This window comes from Rhizobium sp. P38BS-XIX, assembly GCF_012641435.1.
GTDB lineage: Bacteria > Pseudomonadota > Alphaproteobacteria > Rhizobiales > Rhizobiaceae > Rhizobium.
In genome coordinates this window covers 291,048-312,490 of record NZ_JABAIJ010000007.1, presented here as the reverse complement: position 1 = coordinate 312,490, position 21,443 = coordinate 291,048, and the positions used below count along the sequence as shown (strand labels likewise).

25 protein-coding genes are annotated in these 21,443 nt (G+C 60.4%); 6 read left to right on the top strand and 19 right to left on the bottom strand.

Annotated features, from left to right (window positions below; all coding sequences use genetic code 11):
• The 8 genes from ybgF to ybgC all read right to left on the bottom strand — a co-directional run bounded on the left by ybgF (window position 1) and on the right by ybgC (window position 6,941).
• A complete protein-coding gene (gene ybgF / locus HGP17_RS23125; RefSeq protein WP_168812795.1) occupies window positions 1-1,020 on the bottom strand; it encodes a tol-pal system protein YbgF in 1,020 nt (339 codons plus the stop codon).
• A gap of 159 nt (window positions 1,021-1,179) precedes the next feature.
• The gene (pal, locus tag HGP17_RS23120; RefSeq protein WP_168812794.1) at window positions 1,180-1,713 is read right to left on the bottom strand and encodes a peptidoglycan-associated lipoprotein Pal; all 534 of its coding nucleotides are present in this window, start codon (window positions 1,711-1,713) and stop codon (window positions 1,180-1,182) included.
• Window positions 1,714-1,853: 140 nt separating this feature from the next.
• A complete protein-coding gene (gene tolB / locus HGP17_RS23115; RefSeq protein WP_205926088.1) occupies window positions 1,854-3,158 on the bottom strand; it encodes a Tol-Pal system beta propeller repeat protein TolB in 1,305 nt (434 codons plus the stop codon).
• A gap of 20 nt (window positions 3,159-3,178) precedes the next feature.
• A complete protein-coding gene (locus HGP17_RS23110) occupies window positions 3,179-3,580 on the bottom strand; it encodes a TonB C-terminal domain-containing protein (protein WP_168812792.1) in 402 nt (133 codons plus the stop codon).
• Between the two features lie 44 nt (window positions 3,581-3,624).
• A complete protein-coding gene (locus tag HGP17_RS23105) occupies window positions 3,625-4,848 on the bottom strand; it encodes a hypothetical protein (protein ID WP_168812791.1) in 1,224 nt (407 codons plus the stop codon).
• A gap of 9 nt (window positions 4,849-4,857) precedes the next feature.
• Window positions 4,858-5,319, bottom strand: coding sequence for a protein TolR (gene tolR, locus HGP17_RS23100; protein ID WP_075851547.1), 462 nt, complete (start codon window positions 5,317-5,319; stop codon window positions 4,858-4,860).
• Window positions 5,320-5,346: 27 nt separating this feature from the next.
• Complete coding sequence (tolQ, locus tag HGP17_RS23095; protein ID WP_168812790.1) at window positions 5,347-6,069, bottom strand: protein TolQ; 723 nt, start codon at window positions 6,067-6,069, stop codon at window positions 5,347-5,349.
• Between the two features lie 416 nt (window positions 6,070-6,485).
• A complete protein-coding gene (gene ybgC / locus HGP17_RS23090) occupies window positions 6,486-6,941 on the bottom strand; it encodes a tol-pal system-associated acyl-CoA thioesterase (protein WP_168812789.1) in 456 nt (151 codons plus the stop codon).
• A 136-nt stretch (window positions 6,942-7,077) separates the two neighbouring features.
• Between ybgC and HGP17_RS23085 the strand changes: the two genes are divergently transcribed.
• From HGP17_RS23085 to HGP17_RS23075, 3 genes are read left to right on the top strand one after another with little or no spacing between them, the layout of a single operon-like run.
• A complete protein-coding gene (locus tag HGP17_RS23085; protein WP_168812788.1) occupies window positions 7,078-8,298 on the top strand; it encodes an NAD-dependent epimerase/dehydratase family protein in 1,221 nt (406 codons plus the stop codon).
• Entirely contained in the window at window positions 8,295-9,161 is an 867-nt protein-coding gene (locus tag HGP17_RS23080; RefSeq protein ID WP_168812787.1) for a glycosyltransferase, read from the top strand. Before HGP17_RS23085 ends, HGP17_RS23080 begins: the two co-directional genes overlap by 4 nt.
• Complete coding sequence (locus tag HGP17_RS23075) at window positions 9,158-10,075, top strand: NAD(P)-dependent oxidoreductase (RefSeq protein ID WP_168812786.1); 918 nt, start codon at window positions 9,158-9,160, stop codon at window positions 10,073-10,075. The genes HGP17_RS23080 and HGP17_RS23075 overlap by 4 nt, the downstream gene beginning before the upstream one ends.
• Here HGP17_RS23075 and HGP17_RS23070 read toward each other — a convergent pair.
• The 6 genes from HGP17_RS23070 to ruvC form a co-directional block, all read right to left on the bottom strand.
• The gene (locus tag HGP17_RS23070; protein WP_168812785.1) at window positions 10,059-10,622 is read right to left on the bottom strand and encodes a DinB family protein; all 564 of its coding nucleotides are present in this window, start codon (window positions 10,620-10,622) and stop codon (window positions 10,059-10,061) included. The genes HGP17_RS23075 and HGP17_RS23070 overlap by 17 nt on opposite strands.
• Window positions 10,623-10,633: 11 nt before the next feature.
• Window positions 10,634-11,143 (bottom strand): NUDIX hydrolase, encoded by a 510-nt coding sequence (locus HGP17_RS23065; RefSeq protein ID WP_168812784.1) that lies wholly within the window; start codon window positions 11,141-11,143, stop codon window positions 10,634-10,636.
• A 5-nt stretch (window positions 11,144-11,148) separates the two neighbouring features.
• Complete coding sequence (locus HGP17_RS23060) at window positions 11,149-12,051, bottom strand: metallophosphoesterase (protein WP_168812783.1); 903 nt, start codon at window positions 12,049-12,051, stop codon at window positions 11,149-11,151.
• Entirely contained in the window at window positions 12,048-13,091 is a 1,044-nt protein-coding gene (gene ruvB / locus HGP17_RS23055) for a Holliday junction branch migration DNA helicase RuvB (RefSeq protein ID WP_168812782.1), read from the bottom strand. Before ruvB ends, HGP17_RS23060 begins: the two co-directional genes overlap by 4 nt.
• A gap of 152 nt (window positions 13,092-13,243) precedes the next feature.
• The gene (ruvA, locus tag HGP17_RS23050; RefSeq protein WP_168812781.1) at window positions 13,244-13,858 is read right to left on the bottom strand and encodes a Holliday junction branch migration protein RuvA; all 615 of its coding nucleotides are present in this window, start codon (window positions 13,856-13,858) and stop codon (window positions 13,244-13,246) included.
• Between the two features lie 58 nt (window positions 13,859-13,916).
• A complete protein-coding gene (ruvC, locus tag HGP17_RS23045) occupies window positions 13,917-14,444 on the bottom strand; it encodes a crossover junction endodeoxyribonuclease RuvC (protein ID WP_168812780.1) in 528 nt (175 codons plus the stop codon).
• 190 nt (window positions 14,445-14,634) lie between these two features.
• On the opposite strand from ruvC, the gene HGP17_RS23040 reads away from it, so the two are divergent.
• Window positions 14,635-15,633 carry an LLM class flavin-dependent oxidoreductase gene (locus HGP17_RS23040; RefSeq protein WP_168812779.1) on the top strand — a complete coding sequence of 333 codons (999 nt, stop codon included), beginning with the start codon at window positions 14,635-14,637 and terminating at the stop codon, window positions 15,631-15,633.
• Window positions 15,634-15,700: 67 nt separating this feature from the next.
• Here the strand turns inward: HGP17_RS23040 and HGP17_RS23035 are convergent, their stop codons facing one another.
• From HGP17_RS23035 to HGP17_RS23025, 3 genes are all read right to left on the bottom strand, one after another.
• Window positions 15,701-16,138 carry a DoxX family protein gene (locus tag HGP17_RS23035; RefSeq protein ID WP_168812778.1) on the bottom strand — a complete coding sequence of 146 codons (438 nt, stop codon included), beginning with the start codon at window positions 16,136-16,138 and terminating at the stop codon, window positions 15,701-15,703.
• A 104-nt stretch (window positions 16,139-16,242) separates the two neighbouring features.
• Complete coding sequence (locus HGP17_RS23030) at window positions 16,243-16,704, bottom strand: tetratricopeptide repeat protein (RefSeq protein WP_168812777.1); 462 nt, start codon at window positions 16,702-16,704, stop codon at window positions 16,243-16,245.
• A gap of 24 nt (window positions 16,705-16,728) precedes the next feature.
• Entirely contained in the window at window positions 16,729-17,703 is a 975-nt protein-coding gene (locus HGP17_RS23025) for an MBL fold metallo-hydrolase (protein WP_168812776.1), read from the bottom strand.
• 326 nt (window positions 17,704-18,029) lie between these two features.
• Here HGP17_RS23025 and HGP17_RS23020 point away from each other — a divergent pair, with 326 nt between their 5' ends.
• A complete protein-coding gene (locus HGP17_RS23020; protein ID WP_168812775.1) occupies window positions 18,030-18,803 on the top strand; it encodes a sigma-70 family RNA polymerase sigma factor in 774 nt (257 codons plus the stop codon).
• Window positions 18,800-19,603 (top strand): anti-sigma factor, encoded by an 804-nt coding sequence (locus tag HGP17_RS23015; protein WP_168812774.1) that lies wholly within the window; start codon window positions 18,800-18,802, stop codon window positions 19,601-19,603. Before HGP17_RS23020 ends, HGP17_RS23015 begins: the two co-directional genes overlap by 4 nt.
• Before the next feature lie 54 nt (window positions 19,604-19,657).
• On the opposite strand, the gene HGP17_RS23010 is transcribed toward HGP17_RS23015, so the two are convergent.
• On the bottom strand, window positions 19,658-20,404 hold the full coding sequence (locus HGP17_RS23010) for a YebC/PmpR family DNA-binding transcriptional regulator (RefSeq protein WP_168812773.1): 747 nt from the start codon (window positions 20,402-20,404) through the stop codon (window positions 19,658-19,660).
• Window positions 20,405-20,539: 135 nt separating this feature from the next.
• Window positions 20,540-21,382 (bottom strand): MBL fold metallo-hydrolase, encoded by an 843-nt coding sequence (locus HGP17_RS23005; RefSeq protein ID WP_168812772.1) that lies wholly within the window; start codon window positions 21,380-21,382, stop codon window positions 20,540-20,542.
• Between the last annotated feature and the right edge of the window lie 61 nt (window positions 21,383-21,443).

Here is a 21,443-nt window from a genome sequence, read left to right as displayed (position 1 = left end):
TCAGCAGGCAAGCCGCTTCTGTTCGCTGGCGACCTTGCTGGTCACAGCCTTCGATGCCTTCGGATAGCGCTTGGTGACTTCACGAAGCGTCGCACAAGCCGTGTCCTTGTTGTCGAGCGCAGCCAGGGACATGCCGAGCTTCAGAAGCATTTCCGGCGCCTTTTCGGATGTGCTGTACTTCTGATGCGCGTTCAAGAAGGTCTTGGCGGCATCGTTGTACTTGCCCTGCGAATAAAGCGCTTCGCCGAGCCAGAAATTCGCATCGGCAGACCGCGAGCTGCTCGGGTAGCTGTCGATATACTGACGGAACTCCTGTTCGGCGACGCTATAGTCGCCGGACAGGACGTGGCCGTAGGCGGCCTTGTACTGATCGTTCTCATTACCCAGCGAAGCGGTCTGGGTTCCCGAGCTGGCGCTCGGCGGCGCGCCGGAGCCGTTATTGGCGCCGCTTGCCGAGCTTCCGACCTGTCGGCCGCTCTGATCGAACTGGATCGAGCCGAGTTGCGACGGAGGCTTGCCGTTGCTGCTGTTATTCGGCTGCGCGGCTGCCTGATTGTTCTGAGAATCGCTGATGACGCCGGCAACGTCGTCTTGCTGACCGCCATTGCCCTGGGCCGGAACATCGGCCTCGCTCTTCTTCATCGTGCCGCCGTTCGATGCCGGCGCACTGCCGCCGCGCTTCTCAAGCTGCTGGAAACGGAACTCGTTGTCTTCCTGCGCCTTGCGGATCGTCTCCTGCATCTGCAGCAGCTGATAGCTCATTTCCTCGACGCGGCCGTTCAACTGGCGCATCTGGTCCTCGAGCTGCTGGACTCGAACTTCGGCATCGCTGCTCTGGACGTTGACGATCGGCGCCCGGCCGTATTGCGCTTGTCTCTGATTTGCGTTGTTGGGAGCCGACTGCGAGGCGGCATCACGCCCGCCAAGGTGGATTCCAAACAGCGACAAGGCAGAAGCATCGCGCTCACTACCTGCAAAGGCAGCGAGACAAAGCATGCTCGCCACGACAAGTTTTCTCATATGGATCGTCCTGTCTCATTGATTCTTCGGGCCACGGGGCTCGAACAGGAGATTTTTACAATTGCTCTCAAAAAGCAACGGAGTTCGGCCAAAGTGTGGTCAAAAAAGTAAAGGCGGCCACGGGGGCCGCCTTTCTATATTCGGACCGGCTTTCGCCTATCAGGAACCGGCGCCGTTCAGGACAGTGACGGCACGACGGTTCTGCGACCAGCAGGAGATATCGTCGCAGGTCGCGACCGGGCGTTCCTTGCCGTAGGAGATCGTCTTCATGCGCTTTGCAGGCACACCGCGGGAAGCGAGGTAGTCCTTGGCAGCAGCGGCACGACGAGCGCCGAGAGCGAGGTTATATTCGCGCGTGCCGCGTTCGTCGGCGTGGCCTTCAACCGTGATGGCGTAGTTCGGATAACGGGCAAGCCACTGAGCCTGACGATCGAGCGTCTGGGCAGCATCGGCACGGATCGAGGTGCTGTCGGTGTCAAAGAAGATGCGGTCGCCGACATTGACCGTGAAGTCCTGCGGCGAACCCGGGGTCGCATTGCCAGCACCGTTCAGGCCAAGACCGTTGGCGTCGTTGGGCAGACCCTTCTTCGAAGCGCAGCCGGCCAGCGAAAGGCCAACGAAAAGCGCGATCATGATCGGGTTGCGAGCGAGTTTCTGCATGTGGCCAACGGCCGGATTTGCGATGCGGCTCATGGCCGGTCTCTCCTTAGTCTCTAACAGGGTTGCCAGAATGTAACCGCGTTCGGTTAATCCGATTCCAACGAATATGGTTAATGATGTCCTAAAATGGTCCAGTCACAGGACTTTGCGGCGATAAAGTGGCAAGCCCCGCACTACTCGAGAAGCGGCGACCAGGCCGGGTCGGAAGCGAAGCCCGGAGTCGGGATCTTCTGCTCGTTATAACCGGTCAGATCGATCGAGTAGAGCTGCGGTCCACCGGAGCCGGCCGGCTGGCGGAAGAACATGATGACACGGCCGTTCGGGGCCCAGGTCGGACCTTCGTTGTGGAAGCCTGTGGTCAACAGGCGCTCGCCCGAACCGTCCGTCTTCATGACGCCGATGGAGAAGCTGCCGCCCGCCTGCTTGGTGAAGGCGATGAGATCGCCGCGCGGCGACCAGACCGGCGTGGAATAGGAGCCGTCACCGAAGGAAATGCGGCGCTGGTTGGAACCGTCGGCATTCATCACGTAGATCTGCGGCCTTCCGCCGCGGTCACTTTCGAAGGCGATCTGCGTGCCGTCGGGGGAATAGGACGGCGACGTGTCGATGGCAGCCGTCGACGTCAGACGAGTCGTCGTGCGCGAGCGCAGATCCATCGTGTAGATGTTGGCGTTGCCTTCTTGCTGCAAGCTCATGATCACACGCTGGCCGTCCGGCGAGAAGCGCGGAGAGAAAGTCATGCCGGGGAAATTGCCGACCAGCTCACGTTGACCGGTCTGCAGCTGCAGCAAATAGACGCGCGGCTGCTGGTTGGCAAACGACATGTAGGTCACTTCCTGCCGGCTGGGCGAGAAGCGCGGCGTCAGCACAAGGTCGCTGCCGTCGGTCAGCATGCGCACATTGGCGCCGTCCTGATCCATGATGCCGAGTTGCGTCTTGCGGGCAGTCTTCGGGCCGCTTTCGGCGACGAAGACGACGCGGGTATCGAAATAGCCCTTTTCACCGGTGATCTTCTGATAGATCGCGTCGGCAATGATGTGGGCGACACGGCGCCAATTGTCCGGCTGCGCATAGAACTGCTGGCCGATCATCTGGCTGTTGCCGAATGTGTCCCAAAGGCGGAATTCGGCGCGAAGACGGCCGCCTTCCTGCGTCACGCGGCCCGTTACCAGCGCCTGCGCGTTGATCGAGGTCCAGTCCGGAAAGCGCGGAGTGGAATCGGGATTGGTGATCTTCTCGATGAAGGCCTGCTTGTTGATCGGCGCGAAAAGGCCCGAACGCTGCAGATCGGCGGCAATCACGCCCGAGATCTGCGGACCGAGGCTGTCGTTCGACAGAAGATCGGTGATCGCGATCGGCATGGGCTGGACATTGCCCTTGTTGATGTTGAGCTCGACCACGGCATAGGCCGGGGTAGCGAACGCTGCCATCAAACCTGCCAGCACCAGCAGGAGACGGACGAAGGATTTTCTGATCATATGTGCCAAGCCTTTCAGCATTAAAGCGCCATGTCGCCGGGTTCGAAGTTTAAAATGACCTCGACCGAACTAGTTTCATTGTCGAATTGAGCTTGCGGCAGATTCCCGAAGGGTGCCGCCCTGAGTACGGCACGCAAAGCGCTTGCCGCGATGGCTGATTGGGTCGATTTCGGACCGCCATGCGTGGTGGTCTGCGGCTCGCCCATAATCTGACCACTGCGATCGAGCTTCAAGCGGATCTGAACGTGAACGTCCTTTAAGCCGGGTAGTCCGGGCGCGACATTCCAGTTTTCGGTGACCTTGTTGCGAATAGCTGCGGCAGTGGCTTGATCAAGCGCATGCGTACCGGCCGCAACGTTGGTGGACTGCGCTGCAGACACCGAGCCTGCAAACGCGATCCCCAACGCCACAAGCAAGCTCATGCCGAAACGAGGACAGTGGTTCGCCGAAAGCCGCACGCCCCGCATTACATCCCCATATCCGCTGCACTGAAGTTCACGACGACTTCCTGCCAGTCTTCATACTTGTCGGCCGGAAGTATGCTCAGGTACTCGGATTGTGCCCGAAGCACGGCGCGCACGGCAGCGCCCTGCATGGCAGCCTGCGTGGATGGCGGGCCGCCACTCGTCGTCGCCTCCGGTTCGCCGACGATCTGTCCGGACTTGTCGAGCCTGAAATGTACCTTCACGCGCACGTCACCGGCGCCTTCGAGACCGGGCGTCAGGTTCCAGTATTTCTGGATCAAGTCGCGCAGACCATCCTGCTGGCTCTGGCTGAGTTTGCCGGCGCCAAGTGATTTCATGCCGCCCCGCGTGTTCACCTGCGTATCGGCACCTGCGGAAGCCTGTTTGGTCGAGCGCGCGGCGCCGCCCTTGGATGACGTGTTGTTCAGGACGTTGGCGATCTGGTCAGCCAGTCCGTCATCCAGCCCCTTATTGGAAGCCTTGGCGGTCTCGCGCTTCTTGTCCGCGTCCTTCTTACCGTCATCGGGCGATGTGGTTTTGCTCGTGCTCTGAGTGGTCGTCTTGTCAGTCGGCTTGGCGTCGGCCACCTTCACATCCGGCTTCGGCGCAGGCTTAACTTCCGGCTTCTGCTCGGCGGCTTTCGGCGGCGTCGGCTGCGGCTTGATATCCGGCACCGGGACATTGTTCGGCACGGGGATTTCAGCCTGCTGTTCGGTCGGCGGCGGCGTCGGTGTCGCATCTGCCTTCGGAGTGGGCGGCGCAGGATCCGTCTTCGGTGTCGGAGTGGGCGTCACATCAGGCTTTTGCTGCGGAACGGCAGCCACTTCTTTGGGCGCAGCCTCGGTGTCCTTCTGCTCGACCGTCTTCACATCATTCGGGCGCGGATCGTTCTGCGGAACGGGCGCATCGACCTTTTTCGGCGCCAATGCCGCAGTATCGCTTTCCGGCCGCTGGGTGGGCACGACCGGATTCTTGATATCAACCTTGTTCTCGCCGACGTTCTGGGCGTTGGCCACCTGATCTTGCTTCGTGGTCTGCTTGCGCGAGACGTGATCCGTCACCGGCGCTTTCTTTTCACCCTGCTGAAGCTGATCGGCCTGCACGATATCGACGTCCATAGCCGTGCTTTCCGGCGTCTCCAAAGGCGCCGGCGCACTCAGCGTCACCATGGCGCCGATCAGCACCAAGATGTGAAAAACCGCAGATGTAGCAAGACTGCGCTTCATGGCGATCCGTCAGTGATCCGTTGTCTGCTGCTGTGTAACCAGGCCGATGTTCTTATAACCGGCCTCCTGAATGCGCGACATGACATCGGCGATGACGCCGTAAGGCGCCTTGCCGTCGCCACGTACGAAGATGCGTTCGCTGTAACCAGTGGTCGCGATCGCCTTCAGCTTGTCGGCGATTTCGGTGGTCTGAATCTGAGATTCTCCGATAAACACCTGACCGTCGGCCTTGATCGAGATGGTGATCGGCTGGGTCTGGGCGTTGAGCGCACCGGCCTGCGTCTGCGGCAGATCGATCGGCACGCCCGATGTCATCATCGGCGCCGCCACCATGAAGATGATCAGCAGCACGAGCATGACGTCGACCAGCGGCGTCACGTTGATATCGGCGATCGGGCCGCCTCGGCCTCCACCGCGGCGACCGCCCCGGCGGCCACCGCCGCCACCCTTGCCTCCAACAGACATTGCCATGTGAATTACTCCGGTTCTGTCCGCGACTTACTGTGCTGCCTGGCGAGGCTGCAGCTTCTCATCGATCTGGCGCGAAAGAATGGCGGAAAATTCATCCGCGAACCCTTCCATGCGTGCCGAGAGCTTGCCGGCATCGCCGGAGAACTTGTTGTAGGCGATAACGGCCGGGATAGCGGCGACCAGACCGATGGCGGTTGCCAGCAGCGCTTCCGCGATACCGGGCGCAACGACCGCAAGGTTGGTCGACTTCGAGCCGGCGATCGCCTGGAACGAGGTCATGATACCGACGACCGTGCCAAACAGGCCGATGAACGGACCGGCCGAACCGATAGTGGCAAGCGATGCCAGACGGGCGACCAGATGTTCCGATTCGCGGGCCAGGGTTACGTCCATGGCGCGGTCGATACGCATCTGCAGGCCGATCGGCGAACGGGCACCGCGCTCGAAGGACTTCTTCCATTCGCGCATCGCTGCAACGAAAATGGCGCTGAGGCCCGTATTGTTCCGCTCGGAAAGCGTGCGATACAATTCCTCGAGCGACTGGCCAGACCAGAAGACCTGCTCGAAATGATCGAACTGGCGGCGTGCCCGCGCGAAGTTCAGATATTTGTCGATCACGATCGCCCAGGTCCATACGGACGCTGCCAGCAGACCGATCATGACGAGCTTGACCACCAAGCCCGCCTGCATGAAGAGCGACCAGAGCGTGATGTCCGGTGTGGTGGCCGCCGCCAATGCTACTTGTTCCATTGATCCAAAATCCCCGAATCCAAACGCCCGGCGCTAGACCGGGCGGCTAAAAGTGATCTCACAAGAAATGTTTGGCAGCCGCCGCTGAACGCCCTGGTCAAGCCTTCCAAGCTTACAATTGCCTTCTTGCCGTCAAATTTGGTCAAAGGAAGGCGTGCACCGCACAAACTCCGACAGAACCAGTAAGACACTATTATGGTTAAAAGAATGTTAGCGTCGAAACAGGAAAATTTTATTGGCGGCGAAGGCTATTCTAGCTCCTGGGAAGAAATGACCGGAGACGAAACCGGCTGCTAACGCAGGCAGATCTTGCGCGGCGAATTCCTTCACACAAAACTCAAGTTTTTGCAAGCGCCCGTTGGCAATCGTAGTATCCTTGCAAATAGATGATGACCGCTGACCTGCCAGAACCCTTGCTAGCCAGCGGGTTCCGATGCCGCGAGCATCTGCGCGGCGAGCTTTTCCGGCAGCCGGCGCGGCCGGCCCTTCGCGTTGATCACGGCGATGATGACCTTGGCTGCGATCAACAATACATCGTCGCGGCGGATCTCCTGGGACAGTACCATCTTGGCGCCGCCTGCCTTTTCGGTGACGGTGCGGATCGTCAGCACGTCATCCATGCGTGCCGGACCTTTGAAGTCGATTTCCATGCGGTGGACGACGAAGACCAGCCCCTCCTCATCGGCGTTCAGGAGCTCACGCTGTTCCACTCCGAGACACCGAAGATAGTCCGTGCGCCCCCGTTCCAGGAAATGGAGATAGCGCGCGTGATAGACGAGGCCGGAAAAATCCGTATCCTCGTAGTAGACTCGCTGCACCAGCCGGTGGCTGCCGGCTTCCAGTTCCCCAGCTATCAGAAAGGGGCTGTTCATCGTTGCCGCATCTCCTTGAATGTCCGGCACCTCTTTGGCCGAAGTTCTGCCATCAAGCAAGCTTTGAACAATTGTCATAAACTCCGACTATCCGGAATGGTGCCGGCTAGCGGATCGGCGCAGAAGGAAATATCTCATGAAAATAGCGGTTATGGGCGGCGACGGATTCATCGGCTGGCCCACCTCGCTCCATCTCTCCGACGCCGGTCATGAGGTGCATATCCTCGACAATCTTTCTCGCCGATGGATCGATACCGAATTGGGCGTCCAGTCCCTGACGCCGATGGATTCGATTCAGGAACGCACCCGCATCTGGCACGCCGAAACCGGCCGCCGCATCTATTTCAACCTCATCGACCTCGCCAAGGATTATGAGCTTCTGAAAAAATGGCTGGCCGAGCATCGCCCGGATGCGATCGTGCATTTTGCCGAGCAGCGCGCCGCCCCCTATTCGATGAAGAGCGACCGCCACAAAAACTATACGGTCAACAACAATGTCAGCTCCACGCACAACCTGCTGAACGCGCTGGTCGAGCTCAATCTCGACGCACATCTCGTGCATCTCGGCACCATGGGCGTCTATGGCTATTCGACGGTCGGCGCCGCCATTCCCGAGGGCTATCTGCCTGTCGGCATCGAGACGGCCGATGGCCAGACGGTGAGCCAGGAAATCCTCTATCCCGCCAATCCCGGTTCGATCTATCACATGACGAAGTGCCTGGATCAGCTGCTGTTCCAATTCTATGCCAAGAACGACGGCCTCAGGATCACCGACCTGCATCAGGGCATCGTCTGGGGCACGCATACCGAGCAGACGCGCCGGCACGAGCAGCTGATCAACCGCTTCGACTATGACGGCGACTATGGCACCGTCCTCAACCGCTTCCTGATCCAGGCGGCGATCGGCTATCCGCTGACGGTCCATGGCACCGGCGGCCAGACGCGTGCCTTCATCCATATTCAGGATTCGGTGCGCTGCATCGAACTTGCCTTGAAGAACCCGCCGCAACGCAATGCCCGTGTCGAGATCTTCAACCAGATGACGGAAACGCACCGCGTCCGCGATCTCGCGGAGATGATCGCCAAGATCAGCGGCGCCGAAATCGTCCGGCTTCCCAACCCGCGCAAGGAAGCCGCCGAGAATGAGCTGATCGTCAAGAACGACAAGTTCCTGGGTCTCGGTCTCGATCCAATCACACTGAAAGCCGGCCTGTTGAGCGAGATCGTCGATGTCGCCAAGAAATACGCCTATCGCGTCGACCGCTCGCGCGTCCCGGCCGTCTCGGCCTGGACAAAGGATCTCGCCGCGACGGTCAACCACGATCCCGAGGGCAAGAGATTGAAGTCCGTGTCATGATGCCGGGAAGCGAAATACTGCAGGGGCTGCGTCCACACAGCCGCCCGCATGCCAGGCAGGCATTCGTGACACTCGTCACGAATGCCGACTACGCCATGGGAGCATTGGCACTGGCGCGCTCGATTGCCCGCAGCGGCACCAGAGCCGATATTGTGGTGCTGCACACGGCGGGCGTTCGCGAAAGCGATCTAGCCCCGTTGCTGGCTCTGAATTGCCGGTTGATCGAGGTCGAGCATCTCCCGCTTTCGGACGCCTTCAACGAGCGGCATGCGCGTGGCAACCTCCATGCCGCCGCGCCTTTCACCAAGGGCCGCAAGCCTTCCTTTCACACGCCGCTGGATAATTTCTGCAAGCTGCGGCTCTGGCAGCTCATCGAATACGACACCTGCGTCTTCATCGATGCCGACGCGCTGGTGCTGAAGAATGTCGACAAGCTGTTCGATTATCCGGAATTTTCGGCAGCCCCGAATGTCTATGAGAGCCTTTCGGATTTTCACCGGCTGAATTCCGGCGTCTTCGTCGCCAAGCCGTCGCTTCTGACTTTTCAGGACATGCTGCAGCGGCTCGACCGCCCGGACGTCTTCTGGCGGCGCACGGACCAATCTTTTCTCGAAGCCTTTTTCCCCGATTGGCATGGCCTGCCTGTCTTCATGAACATGCTGCAATATGTCTGGTTTAGCATGCCTGAACTCTGGAACTGGAACAGCGTCTCCATCCTGCATTACCAGTATGAAAAGCCCTGGGAGGAAAATCACCCAAAGGCCGATCGGCTGAGACCGTTGATCGACTTGTGGCACAGCTTCCACACCGGGCGGGATATGCCTGATATCGCCACGCTGGCAAATCCGAAGGCAGCGGCATGAGAGTCCTCCTCTCGGGCGGTACGGGCCTCGTCGGCCGATATATCGCCGAGGAGCTGTTGTCCGCCGGATACAAGGTCGCGATCGGCGGGCGCACACCGCCAGATCCTGATTTATTTTCCCGGCCGGTATCTTTCGTACCGTTGAGCCTAGATCCCGCCGCAGACCAGCGTTATGCCTTTGACGACGCCTATCTCTTCGTCCACGCAGCCTTCAGTCATCTGCCGGGCAAATATCGCGGCGGTGAAGGAGACGACCCTGAAGCTTTCCGCCGTCTCAATCTGGACGGCACGGTCAGACTATTCGAAGCGGCCCAAAAGGCCGGCATTCGTCGTTGCATCTTCCTGTCCTCCCGCGCTGTCTATGGCGATCAGGCGGGCACGGAACAGGTGACGGAGACGGCAAAGCCCGCCCCAAACACGCTCTACGGCGCGGTCAAACGCGATGCCGAACACGCTCTTTTCTCCCTCTCGGCACCCGGCTTCGCCACGGCAAGCCTCAGGGCGACCGGCGTCTATGGCGACTTGCAGCCGAACAAATGGGACACGTTGTTCAGTGATTATCTGAATGGCAGACCGGTTGCCTCGCGGGCAGGCACGGAAGTGCACGGCCGCGATCTCGGCCGCGCTATTCGCCTGCTCCTGGAAACGGAGGCAGGCCGCATCGACGGCGAAGCCTTCAACCTCTCGGATATAGCGACCGATACCCACGAAATCCTGCAACACCTTCAGGCGGCAACACACTGTCGGCATCCCCTGCCCGCACCAGCGCCCGACGCGCCGACCGGCATCATGAGCACGGCAAAAATCCGTTCTCTCGGCTGGCAGGGCGGCGGGAAAGCATTGCTGCAGATGACGGTCGAGACACTCGCAAAGTCCGCTATTCTGCACCAGCGCCAGATCAGCGCATCAGCTTGATCTCGTCCCAGCCGAGAGCAGCCAACTCCGCACCCCTGAATTGGGCATCATCAGCCACGACGAATTCATCAAGCTGCGGCGGGGCAACGCTTGTTCCGGCCAGCATCGCATGCACCTGCCCGCGGTGATGCGTCTGGTGTTGGAACAGGTGGTTCAGCACGTCGTCTGCCCTCTCCCGCTGTATCCTGCCGCTGCGTTGGATATCGATCACCCTCAAGGCTTCTTCCGGCGTCAGCGCCTCGCAGAATGCGACCAGCCGGCGGTCGACCTCCGCCTGCTCCCAGCTCAAATCATCCAGCCGGTCGTAGGGCTCGTCGACCTCGAAGGCTTGAAGACCCAAAGAGCCGCCTTCCAGCGCATCGACATAGAACCAATCAACCGTGAGGTTATGATTGAGCGTCGCCTTGATCGACGGAAAAAAGCTGACCCGCGCGGCCTCGAATTCTCCGGGCTTCAGCGCCGTACAGGCCCGATAAAGCCGAACATTCGCCAGCGCATTGTTATAGGCAAGCTTTCGCACGCTTCGGAGTGGATCGTAATCGGGCATCGGACAACCCCTTAGGCTTTGTCGAGATCGCCATCACGCCAGACGAGATGACGGGGTGTTGCAGGCAGATTTTCGATTTCCTCGGCAATGAAGTAGGGCGGGATATCCAGCTCAACCAGAGCCTCCCGCGTTGCCCGTACCCATTTGAATTCCAGCTCGCTATCGCCATCCTGAATGCGATGCACGACATCGCGCGCATGGAACGGAAAGCCCGTGGGGATTTCCATCAGGTAGTAGAGGCCGAACTCGTGCCAGTCACGCTGCTCGTAGTGAAAGAAGTTCTCCACCGACCAGAGAAGGCGCTCGACGGTCACCTCGGTATCGAGCTCCTCCATCATTTCCCGCCTCAGCGTTTCCTCGGAGGTCTCGCCGATTTCGGCCCGGCCACCGGGAAAGGTCCAGAAGCTTTCGTGGACGGCTCGATGAACAAGCACATGACCGTCGCGAAAAGCCAAGCCCGCCACCCGCATCTGAAAACGCGTGTCACCGGCATTCAGTCTGATGAGCCTGCGTTTCGGCATCATGTTCACCCAAGGTCGATGACGACGATTTCGGGCGGCACGCCGAAGCGAACCGGCGCGATGGAGCAGCCGAGACCGCCGGAAACGATGATATGGCGCTCCTCCTCGACGATATGGCCATAGACATATCGGTCGCCATAGCGCGATGGCGAATAGGGCGACCAACCCAACACCCGCACCTGTCCGCCATGCGTGTGTCCGGACAAGGTCAGCGACACCCGCGACGGAACGCTCGGAAAGATATCGGGTTCATGCGCAAGAAGGATGACGGGCGCATCGTCGGTCACCTGGGCCAGCGTACCGCCGAGATCGTCCAGCCCCCTGGTCACGGCCCGCTTCCACCGCATGCTGCGGCGCAGGGCAAGCTGATCTTCCACACCCGAAAGCCAGAATCCCTGACCGTTCTTTTCAAGGCGTGCCGAGCGGTTGGAATAGACATCGATACCGGCGCCGGCCAAGGCGCGATGACTGAATGTCGGGCCATGGCCGTTTCTCTGTGCCGTCGCATCGTGCCACCAGTCATGATTGCCGACGATGGCATGTACGCCGAGCGGCGCCTGCAGCTTCGCAAGTTCTGCCGCCCAGATGCTATGATCGACGCGGGCGGTGATGAGATCGGTTCCCGACGTATAATCGCCAAGCAGAACGATGATATCGCCGCCAAGATCATTGGCGTGCGCACAGATCGAGGCAATGCGTTCGGCGCTCATCCACGGTTCGCAGGCGTGGAAATCGGCAAGCGCGACGATCCTGAGCTTCAGCCCCGGCGTCCAGCCAGGCGGGGTCAGCGCATAGCGAGTGACACTCAGGCGAACGACCGGCTCATATCCGAGGGCATATCCGCCAAGTGCCATCACACCGAAAATGCTGCCACCGAAAAGCTTCAGGAAGCGGCGACGGCTGATCATTCATCGGCCTCCCGGAACAGCCGGAACTGCGCCGCCTCAAGATCCTTGGGCGGCTGCAGGCCAAGATGTTTCCAGGCAATTGCGGTCAGGACGCGCCCGCGTGGCGTGCGCTGGATGAAACCCTGCTGGATCATGTAGGGCTCGATGATATCCTCGATTGCGTCGCGTGGCTCCGACAGGCCGGCCGCGATGGTCTCGATGCCGACGGGGCCACCGCCGAAATTGACCGCGATCATGTTCAGATAGCGCTTGTCGAGCTGATCGAGACCGACATTGTCCACCAGAAGACGCGTCAGGGCCTCGTCGGCGATCTCGCGCGTGACGGCCTCAGCCTTGGCGACCTCGGCGAAGTCGCGCACGCGCCGCAAGAGCCGACCGGCGATACGCGGAGTGCCTCGGGCGCGGCGGGCAATCTCGCGCGCGCCTTCATCCGTCATGCCTAGGCCCATCAGTCTTGCGCCGCGCCGGACGATCAGCTCCAGCTCTTCCACGGTATAGAAACTCAGCCGCACGGGGATGCCGAAACGGTCACGCAACGGCGTCGTCAGCAGGCCAAGGCGGGTTGTGGCGGCCACCAGCGTGAACTTGGCAAGGTCGATCTTGACCGAACGCGCCGCCGGCCCCTCGCCGATGATCAGATCGAGCTGAAAGTCCTCCATCGCCGGATAGAGAATTTCTTCCACGGCCGGGTTGAGACGGTGAATTTCGTCGATGAAGAGCACATCGCGCTCTTCGAGATTGGTCAAAAGCGCCGCCAGATCGCCTGCCTTGGCGATGACCGGCCCGGAAGTCGAGCGGAAATTGACGCCGAGTTCCTTGGCCATGATCTGCGCCAGCGTCGTCTTGCCGAGGCCGGGCGGGCCGACGAACAGCACATGGTCCAGCGCCTCGCCGCGTCCCTTGGCCGCCTCGATGAAGATCTTCAGGTTGGCGCGCGCCTCCGCCTGGCCGGTAAATTCGTCCAGCGATTGCGGCCTGAGCGTCACATCGATGTCTTCGCCACGCTTTTCAGGCGATATCAGACGTGCGGCTTCACTCATGTCAGCGGTTCCATTTCAGATATGCGTTTCGCAGCCCCCAAGCAAAAGGCGGTATATTATCTACCGCCTCGAAACAGGCTTTGACCAGGGAACGCCGAACCTCGATCTCTCGACTTTGCGACAATAGTAAGGATTGCGGAAGGTGCAAAGCCTCACCGCGACAGTTCCCTCAGGCCGAGACGGATCAACTTGGCGCTGTCCGCGTCCTCGCCCGCCGTCTTCATTGCCGCCGCAACCGCATTGGCCGCCTGATCACGGGAGTAGCCGAGGTTGGTCAGCGCCGACACGGCATCGGCAACAGGTGCGGAGGCAACCCCCTCGCCCAGTTCCTGCTTGAGCCCGATATTGGCCGCATCGCCCGCAAAGGCAGGCGCCTTGTTCTTCAGTTCCGTCACGATGCGCATGGCGACCTTGGGACCGACACCCGGCGCCCTTGAGACGGCGGCGCGATCCTGCAGCGCGATCGCGTTGGCAAGTTCAGCCGGCGTCAGCGTCGATAGCAGCGCCAGCGCCACCTTGGCACCCACGCCCTGCACCGTCTGCACGATGTTGAACCACTCACGCTCCAACGCAGTCATGAAACCGAAAAGCCGGATCTGATCTTCCCGAACGTAGGTCTCGATGAAGAGGATACAGGCTTCGCCTGCCAGGCCCAGCTTCGAAAGCGTTCGGGCCGAACAATAGGCGACGTAACAAACACCATGCACATCCACGAGCACATAGTCTTCGCCGATCTCTTCAATTGTGCCTTTCAGCTTGCCGATCATGGATGAGGTCCGTCAGGAGTGCGTTTCAAGAAGACAGGAACAAACAATGTTCGATCGATCAAGAGGCTTTGGCGGATGCCAGCAACGATGCCTGCCGCAGCCGGCTGGCGCCGCGGTTGTGGGCATGACAAATCGCGATGGCGAGCGCGTCCGCGGCGTCATTGCCCTTGAACTCGACCTTTGGCATCAGGATCTTCAGCATCACATGGATTTGCTGCTTTTCGCCGTGGCCGACGCCGATGACGGCTTTCTTGACCGCATTCGGCGCATACTCCGACACCGGCAGGCCTGCGCGCGCTGGAACCAGCATAACGACGCCACGCGCCTGGCCGAGCTTCAGGGTTGCAACCGCATCCTTGTTGACGAAGGTCTGCTCGACAGCAGCTTCATCGGGCTGATAGCTGTGAACGACTTCGGCAAGCCCGTCATGCAGCTGGCAGAGACGGGATGCGAGATCCATGTCGCCATCCGACGTCACGGTTCCCGACGCCACGAAGCGCAGGGAATTGCCGAGCGTATCGATGATACCCCAGCCGGTGCGGCGCAAGCCCGGATCGATGCCGATGATGCGAATCGTATTTTGCATGGGTCACCCTAACTTTCAGGCCTGACATGTGCCAGCAAAATGTGAACAAAACAAAAACAACGCACAATTCCTGATACGGAGCGGCCGACTGAAAACATCGTGACGAAATTGCGGCGCGGGGTTTGGAATGCACGGACAGCGCTCCTACATGTGCAAGCGACCCTCCTTTCCACCACGCAGGTTTCTTGCCATGGTTCCATTTTCCATCCTCGATCTTTCGCCCGTTGCCGAAGGCAGCACCATCCGCCAATCCTTCGATGGCTCGAAGCGCATGGCGCAAAAGGCGGAGGAACTTGGCTACAACCGATTCTGGCTGGCCGAGCATCACGGCATGCCGGGCGTTGCAAGCGCCGCGACCTCCGTCGTCATCGGCCATATCGGCGCAGCAACCTCGCGCATCCGCATCGGTTCGGGTGGCGTCATGTTGCCGAATCATTCGCCGCTCGTCATCGCCGAGCAATTCGGCACGCTGGAAGCGCTGTTCCCCGGCCGTGTCGATCTCGGCCTCGGTCGGGCACCGGGCACGGACATGCGCACGGCGCAGGCTCTGAGACGCAACATGGAGGCGGGAGCGCAGAGCTTCCCCAACGATATCGTGGAGCTCCAGCATCTCTTCAGCCCCGCCGACGAGGGACAGATCATCCTCGCGGTTCCCGGTCACGGCGCCAGTGTGCCGATCTGGCTGCTTGGCTCGAGCCTCTACAGTGCGCATCTCGCCGGCATGCTCGGCCTGCCCTACGCCTTCGCCTCACATTTCGCGCCGGAATCCCTGTTCGATGCTATCGGCATCTACCGGGATCGCTTCACCCCGTCTGCCACGCTCGACAAACCTTATGTGATGGTCGGCGCGATGGGCGCGGTGGCGGATACCGATGAGGAAGCACAATTTCATTTCACCTCGGCACAACAACAGTTCGTCAATCTGCGCCGCAACGTCCGCGGCCCCTTCCCTCGTCCGCGCAACGACATGGATGACTTCTGGACGCCGATGGAAAAGATGAATGTTGAAAACACGCTGCGCTATGCGGTGGTCGGCTCGCCTGAAACAGCCGAAAAGAAGCTATCGCAGTTCATCAAGGATACCGGAGCCGACGAAGTCATCATTTCGATGCCGATCCATGACATCGAAGCGCGCCTGAAGTCGGTCGAGCTCTTTGCGACCTTGCCAAGCTTCCAGAAGGTCTCCTGATTTCAGGAGAAAGTAGCTGCGCCGGTGAGCCGCGATTGGAAGGCGGCTCACCGGCTGATCGGATGGTTCACGCGACGAGCCTCGTCTTCCAGATACGACGGACCAGCATGTCCGCCGACAGCCTGCCGGCGCCGGCAACGATCAGGACGAACATGCCGCCGGCAATCGCCAGATCCTTCTCGAAATGCAGCAACTCGTTATGGCTGGCAAAGTTCGTGTGAAAGAGCATCGCCGTCAGCAGACAGAACAGACCGAGGCCGAAGGCGGCCAGCCGTGTCATCAAGCCGATCACGATGGCAATACCGGCAGCCAGCTGCAGCAAGATGGTCGAAATTGCGATGGGGGTGGCGACGCCAAGCTTCGCCATGGCGTCCATCGAGCTGTCAAAATTACTCGCAAGTTCGATGCCCTCCTCCAGGAAAAGCAGCGACAGCAGGATGCGGCCGAACAGCAGAGCCATATCCGTCAAATTGACAAGAACGACACTCTCCTCCTCGAATTCCATGACTTATCTCCTTCCCGTTGATATCCGCAGGCTTCCGATCTCGGCCGGCGACGTTTCCGCAACTTGATCGAGTGAAACGTCGCCGACCCGGGTGCAGCCGCGGGCTAGTTGGTGCTCTTGGCAGCGATCGCCTTGGTCAGATCCTCAAGCTCTTCGCATCCCGCCGGGCAGAGCTTGGTCAGCGTTGCCAGCTGTTCGCGAGCCTTGGGCATGTCGCCGGTCTCGACATAGAGTTCGCCGAGATACTCATGCGCGCCCTTGTGATCCGGCTGCAGCTCCAGCGCCTTGGTGTAGTAGGTGAGCGACGTCTTGAAATCGCCGGTCTTGCGCAGCGTGAAGCCCATCAGGTTGTAAACGTCGGCCTGCTGATGTTCCTCGGCAATATCTCGAAGCTCCACCAGCGCGCCGGCATAATCCTTCGCGTCGATTTTGGCGCGAACCGAGGTAAGGTCCGGTGCATCGGCCGATTCCATATTGTCGACGGCGAAGGCAACGCTTGCTGTTGTGACCGGAAGGATGGCGACGGCGCACAGGCCGGCGATCCCGAAAATGACATGTCTGAACATGGTATTTGCTCCTGTTTTGGCCGTTCAGGCCTGGGTGGTGGGGGTGAAGCCGTAGGCATTGCCGTCCTTGACGAAGGTGCCGGAGCCCGGGAACGGAAAATGCGAGCCGCAAATCCTGATCTTGTCGGCAATGACGCGGTCGATCAGCCTGCGGCGGGTGGCGACGGCCATCGGACCGTCCTGGTCGTAGGTGCCTTCCCATTCCGGATGAGGTGCGAGCAGCGCCGGCACATACATGATGTCGGCCGATACCATCAGCTGCTCGCTGCCGCCGTCTATGAGGAAGACGGAATGGCCCGGCGTATGACCGTAAGCGGCCAACATGTGCACGCCGGGCGCCACCTCGGCATTATCCTCGACCAGCTTCCAGTTCTTCCACGTCGGGAAGACCGAAGCGATGCGCCGGCCGGCTTCCTTGCGGCCCTCCGCCAGCTTGTTGACGCGGCCGGGATCGGTCCACCAATTATATTCGGCAGCATTGACGATCAGTTCGGCATTCGGGAAGATCGCCGCGTTCGTTCCCTTTTCCATCAAGCCCCAGACATGGTCCGGATGGAAATGCGAGATCATGATCGTATCGATCTTCTTGTAGTCGATACCGGCGGCGGCCATGTTGGCCGGCAGATGCGTGGCATTGGTCTGCCACTGCCCGACACCCGAGCCGGCATCCATCATGATCTTGCGGCCGCCGATGTCGAGAACGACGACAGTCAGCGGAATGGGCATGAAGTCCGTCGTCAGGCCGGCCTTGGACAGCGCTTCCTTCGTGTCTTCGACGGAGGCATTCTTGATGAAGGCCGGATCGTGCGGCTTGCGCCAGATGCCATCGTAAATGGCCGTGACTTCGATCGAACCGACCTTGTATTTGTAAAAGCCGACCGCCGGCTCCAGCGGCGTTGCGGCCAGGGCTTGCGGGATGAATTCGAGCTTTGACGACAGCCCGAAGGCTGCCGCAGCTGCAGCCGTGCCGAGCACGGCGCGGCGGGTCATAGCAAACATCGCAATATCTCCTCAGGGTTATGGCTTTTCGGGCCAGGCGGGCGGCGCTTCAAATCGCGGCCGTCCACTGAGGAAGAAGATCGACGGCCGCGGCCGCTTATTCCCCACCACAGGAAGATTTCTGGCAAGTAATTGAAAATTATACAATTATTTTGATGGGCACTGATCGTGAAAGCAGGATCGCAATCATCCGCGCTCTGCGCCTCGGGATTTTTTTCATGCAATCGGGAATAAAACCCGTGCGCGGGCGATCTAGCTTCTCAGGCAACATTGCAAGCGCCCTATCCGAAGCTTACACTCGATGACGGCGTTTTGCGGGGATCACGATGACAGACGCCCGAATAACACGTTCGATGACACTTGACGGCGAGTTCCCGGCATGGAGCTGGCGGCCGCCACAGGCGACCGCGATTGGCAGGCTTGCGTCGCTTCTGAACCGCCTGCGTGCTCTCCTGGCAGGACCGGGAGCGAGCCGGCACAAAATCCTCACCGCGATGGCGGAGCCATCGTCGCGCGCTGTGCCCTCACAGCACATGGTCTCCTCGCCTGACGAAACCATGCGGCGCTTTCAGCGCACGATCATCCCGCACTTGGATGCTGCCTATAATTTCGCGCGCTTCCTCAGCCGCGATGCCGATGCTGCCCAGGATATCGTGCAGGAGGCATATCTGCGCGCCTATCGCGGCTTCCACGGCTTTCGCGACGGCGATGCCCGCGCCTGGACCTTCACCATCGTCCGCAACTGCTATCATGCATGGCTGCAGGAGGGCCGCCGCAAGACCCGTTACGAGCAGCCGATGGCCGACGAAAGGGAGACGGATGAAGGCTCGCCTTCCACCGACCCCGCCTCTGAAGAAGACACGCCGGAGGCGGCCTTCATCCGCAAATCGGAAACGCAGCGGGTGCGCGAGGTCATCAACCAGCTGCCCGATGCCATGCGCGAAGTTCTGGTTCTGCGCGAACTCGAAGACCTGTCCTACAAGGAGATCGCCGAGATCATCGACGCGCCGATCGGCACCGTCATGTCGCGCCTTGCCCGTGCCCGCCGTGATTTCGGCGAGGTCTGGCGCAGCCTCGAAGGACGAGAGGCGGCACGATGAGCGGCGGAGAGCACAATGAACATCACGAATGGAACGATCTGCTGCACGGCTTCATCGATGGCGAACTGGATGCAGCCAATGCTGCCCGCTTCGAAGCACACTTGGCCACTTGCCGGGAATGCACCGACGAGATGGAGAATGCCCTGATGGTCAAGCGTCTTTCCGCCCAGGAAGGCGTGAAATGGCACGCGCCGGATGCGGTGCATGCCAGCGTGCAGGCGGCACTTTCGCTGGAACAGGCCATGATGGCGCGCGCTGCAACGGCGACATCCCAGGCTGAAAACCCATGGCAGCGCGCTTGGCGGCTGCTGCGCGAATGGAGCTTCGTGCCTTCGCTCGCCGTCCTTGCCGCCAGTCTCATGCTGGTGCTGAACGTGCCGCAGCAGAGCCAGACGATCGAGGATCAGCTTCTTGCGAGCCATGTCCGTTCGATGCTTGCCGACCATCTGACCGATGTGCTGACCTCAGACCAGCACACCGTCAAGCCATGGTTCAACGGCAAGATTGATTTCTCGCCGCCCGTAGTCGATCTGGCGACACAGGGCTTCCCCTTGGTCGGCGGCAGGGTGGATTATCTTGATGGCCGGGTGGTGGCGGCGCTGGTCTATCGCCGGCACGGACATGTCATCAATCTCTTCATCTGGCCGGGCACATCCGGAACCCACGGCAATGCCGAGAAAGATGGCTACAATTTCGTCGAATGGCGTGCGGACGGCCTGGTCTTCTGGGCCGTTTCAGACGTCGCAGCGCCGGATCTTTCCGCCTTCCGGGACGATTTCACCCGAGCGACCAACCCATAACGAAGAAAGCCGGCCGCATCTCTGCGGTCGGCTTTCTTGAAGAATTACGAAGGATCAGGCCGAGAGCTTGGCCAGCACTTCTTCCGAAACTTCGAAGTTCGAATAGACGTTCTGGACGTCGTCGTCGTCTTCGAGATTGTCGATGAGCTTCAGCAGGGACTCAGCCTTTTCTTCGTCGACCGGCACGTTGTTTTGCGCGCGCCAGATCGCCTTGACGGTTTCGGCTTCGCCCAGCGTCGCTTCGAGCGCCTTGGCAACTTCGCCGAGGGATTCGAAGCCACAGATGATTACGTGGCCTTCGTCATCGCTTTCGACGTCATCCGCACCGGCTTCGATCGCCGCTTCCATGACCTTGTCGGCATCGCCAACGGTCGACTTGTAGGTGATTTCGCCGACGTGATCGAAGGAGAAGGACACCGAACCGGTTTCGCCGAGCGCACCGCCGGCCTTGGTGAAGATCGAGCGGACGTTGGAGGCCGTGCGGTTGCGGTTGTCGGTCAGCGCTTCGACGATGATCGCCGTGCCGCCCGGGCCGTAGCCCTCGTAACGGATGGCGTCGTAGTTTTCGGTGTCGGCACCGGACGCCTTCTTGATGGCGCGATCGATATTGTCCTTCGGCATGGACTGCGCCTTGGCGTTCTGAATCGCCAGGCGCAGGCTTGCGTTCATGGTCGGGTCGGGCAGGCCCGATTTGGCAGCGACGGTGATTTCGCGCGCCAGCTTCGAGAACATTTTCGAACGCACCGAGTCCTGACGACCCTTGCGGTGCATGATGTTTTTAAACTGTGAATGGCCAGCCATGGCACCCCTGTTCACGTCTTTTGTTGGGAATGGCTGCCTTATAAGAGCGAAGCGGCCTTCATTCAAGTAAAAAGCCGGGTAATGGGCGTTGTCAGCCGCGCATATCGGGGCGATCGCGGAAGCGCGCCATAACGCCTACAGTCCCTTGAGCACATAAATCAGCGGCTTGCGCGGCAAGGTCTTCACCGACACCGTCACGCTCGGCGTCGGCGCGTAGCCGACATCGAATTCCGGGCCGAAGAGCGCCAGGAACTGACTGATCGGCGGCCCCCAGCGATGCATCGGCAGGATCAGCGACGAACGCAGCCGTTTGACGACGCGGCTCATGCTGTCAGCTCCCATCGTCAAGCCACCGTCGACCGGCACCATCACCACATCCAGACGGCCGATCTCAGCATATTGCTGGTCGGTAAGTTCGAAATGCAGATGGCCGAGATGGCCGATGCACAGGCCGGCCACTTCGAATATGAAGATCGAATTGCCGTTGGGTTCGATGCCGCCGCCCCAAGAGCGAATATCCGTCACGACATTGCGGATTAGCGTATCGCCGACAGTCATATGGATCTTCGCTGGCTCGCCGGGCACATCGCTCCATCCATGCAGCACATATTTGATCGCCGGATCCGGCGTCAGCGTGTAGTGCGTGATATGCGCCTTGTTCATCGTCACGACTTCCGGCGTGTAGGGCGGCGGGTAGGCCCCGCTGTAATCCGTAGCGATGGAAACGCCGCCGGGCGTCTCGATGAACAGTGTGGCATGGCCAAGGAAGGTGATCTTCACGTCGCCGTCGACGGGATCACTGGCAAGCGTAGGACCTGGTGGAGAAAAACTCGCGAATGTCGCCTTGGGCAGCGATTGCGCGATCGCCTGACATTGGCTCGGCTGCGGACGCGAAGGCTTTTGCTGGGCGTCAGCTGCGCTCCAGGCGAAAATCACCGACAGGAACATCACGGCAAGGACAGGAAATCGCGGCATCATGCCACCTCCTCACGCCCGATAGTGGCGAAAGGATGCGGCACGCGCCGGGATAGGTCCAGCG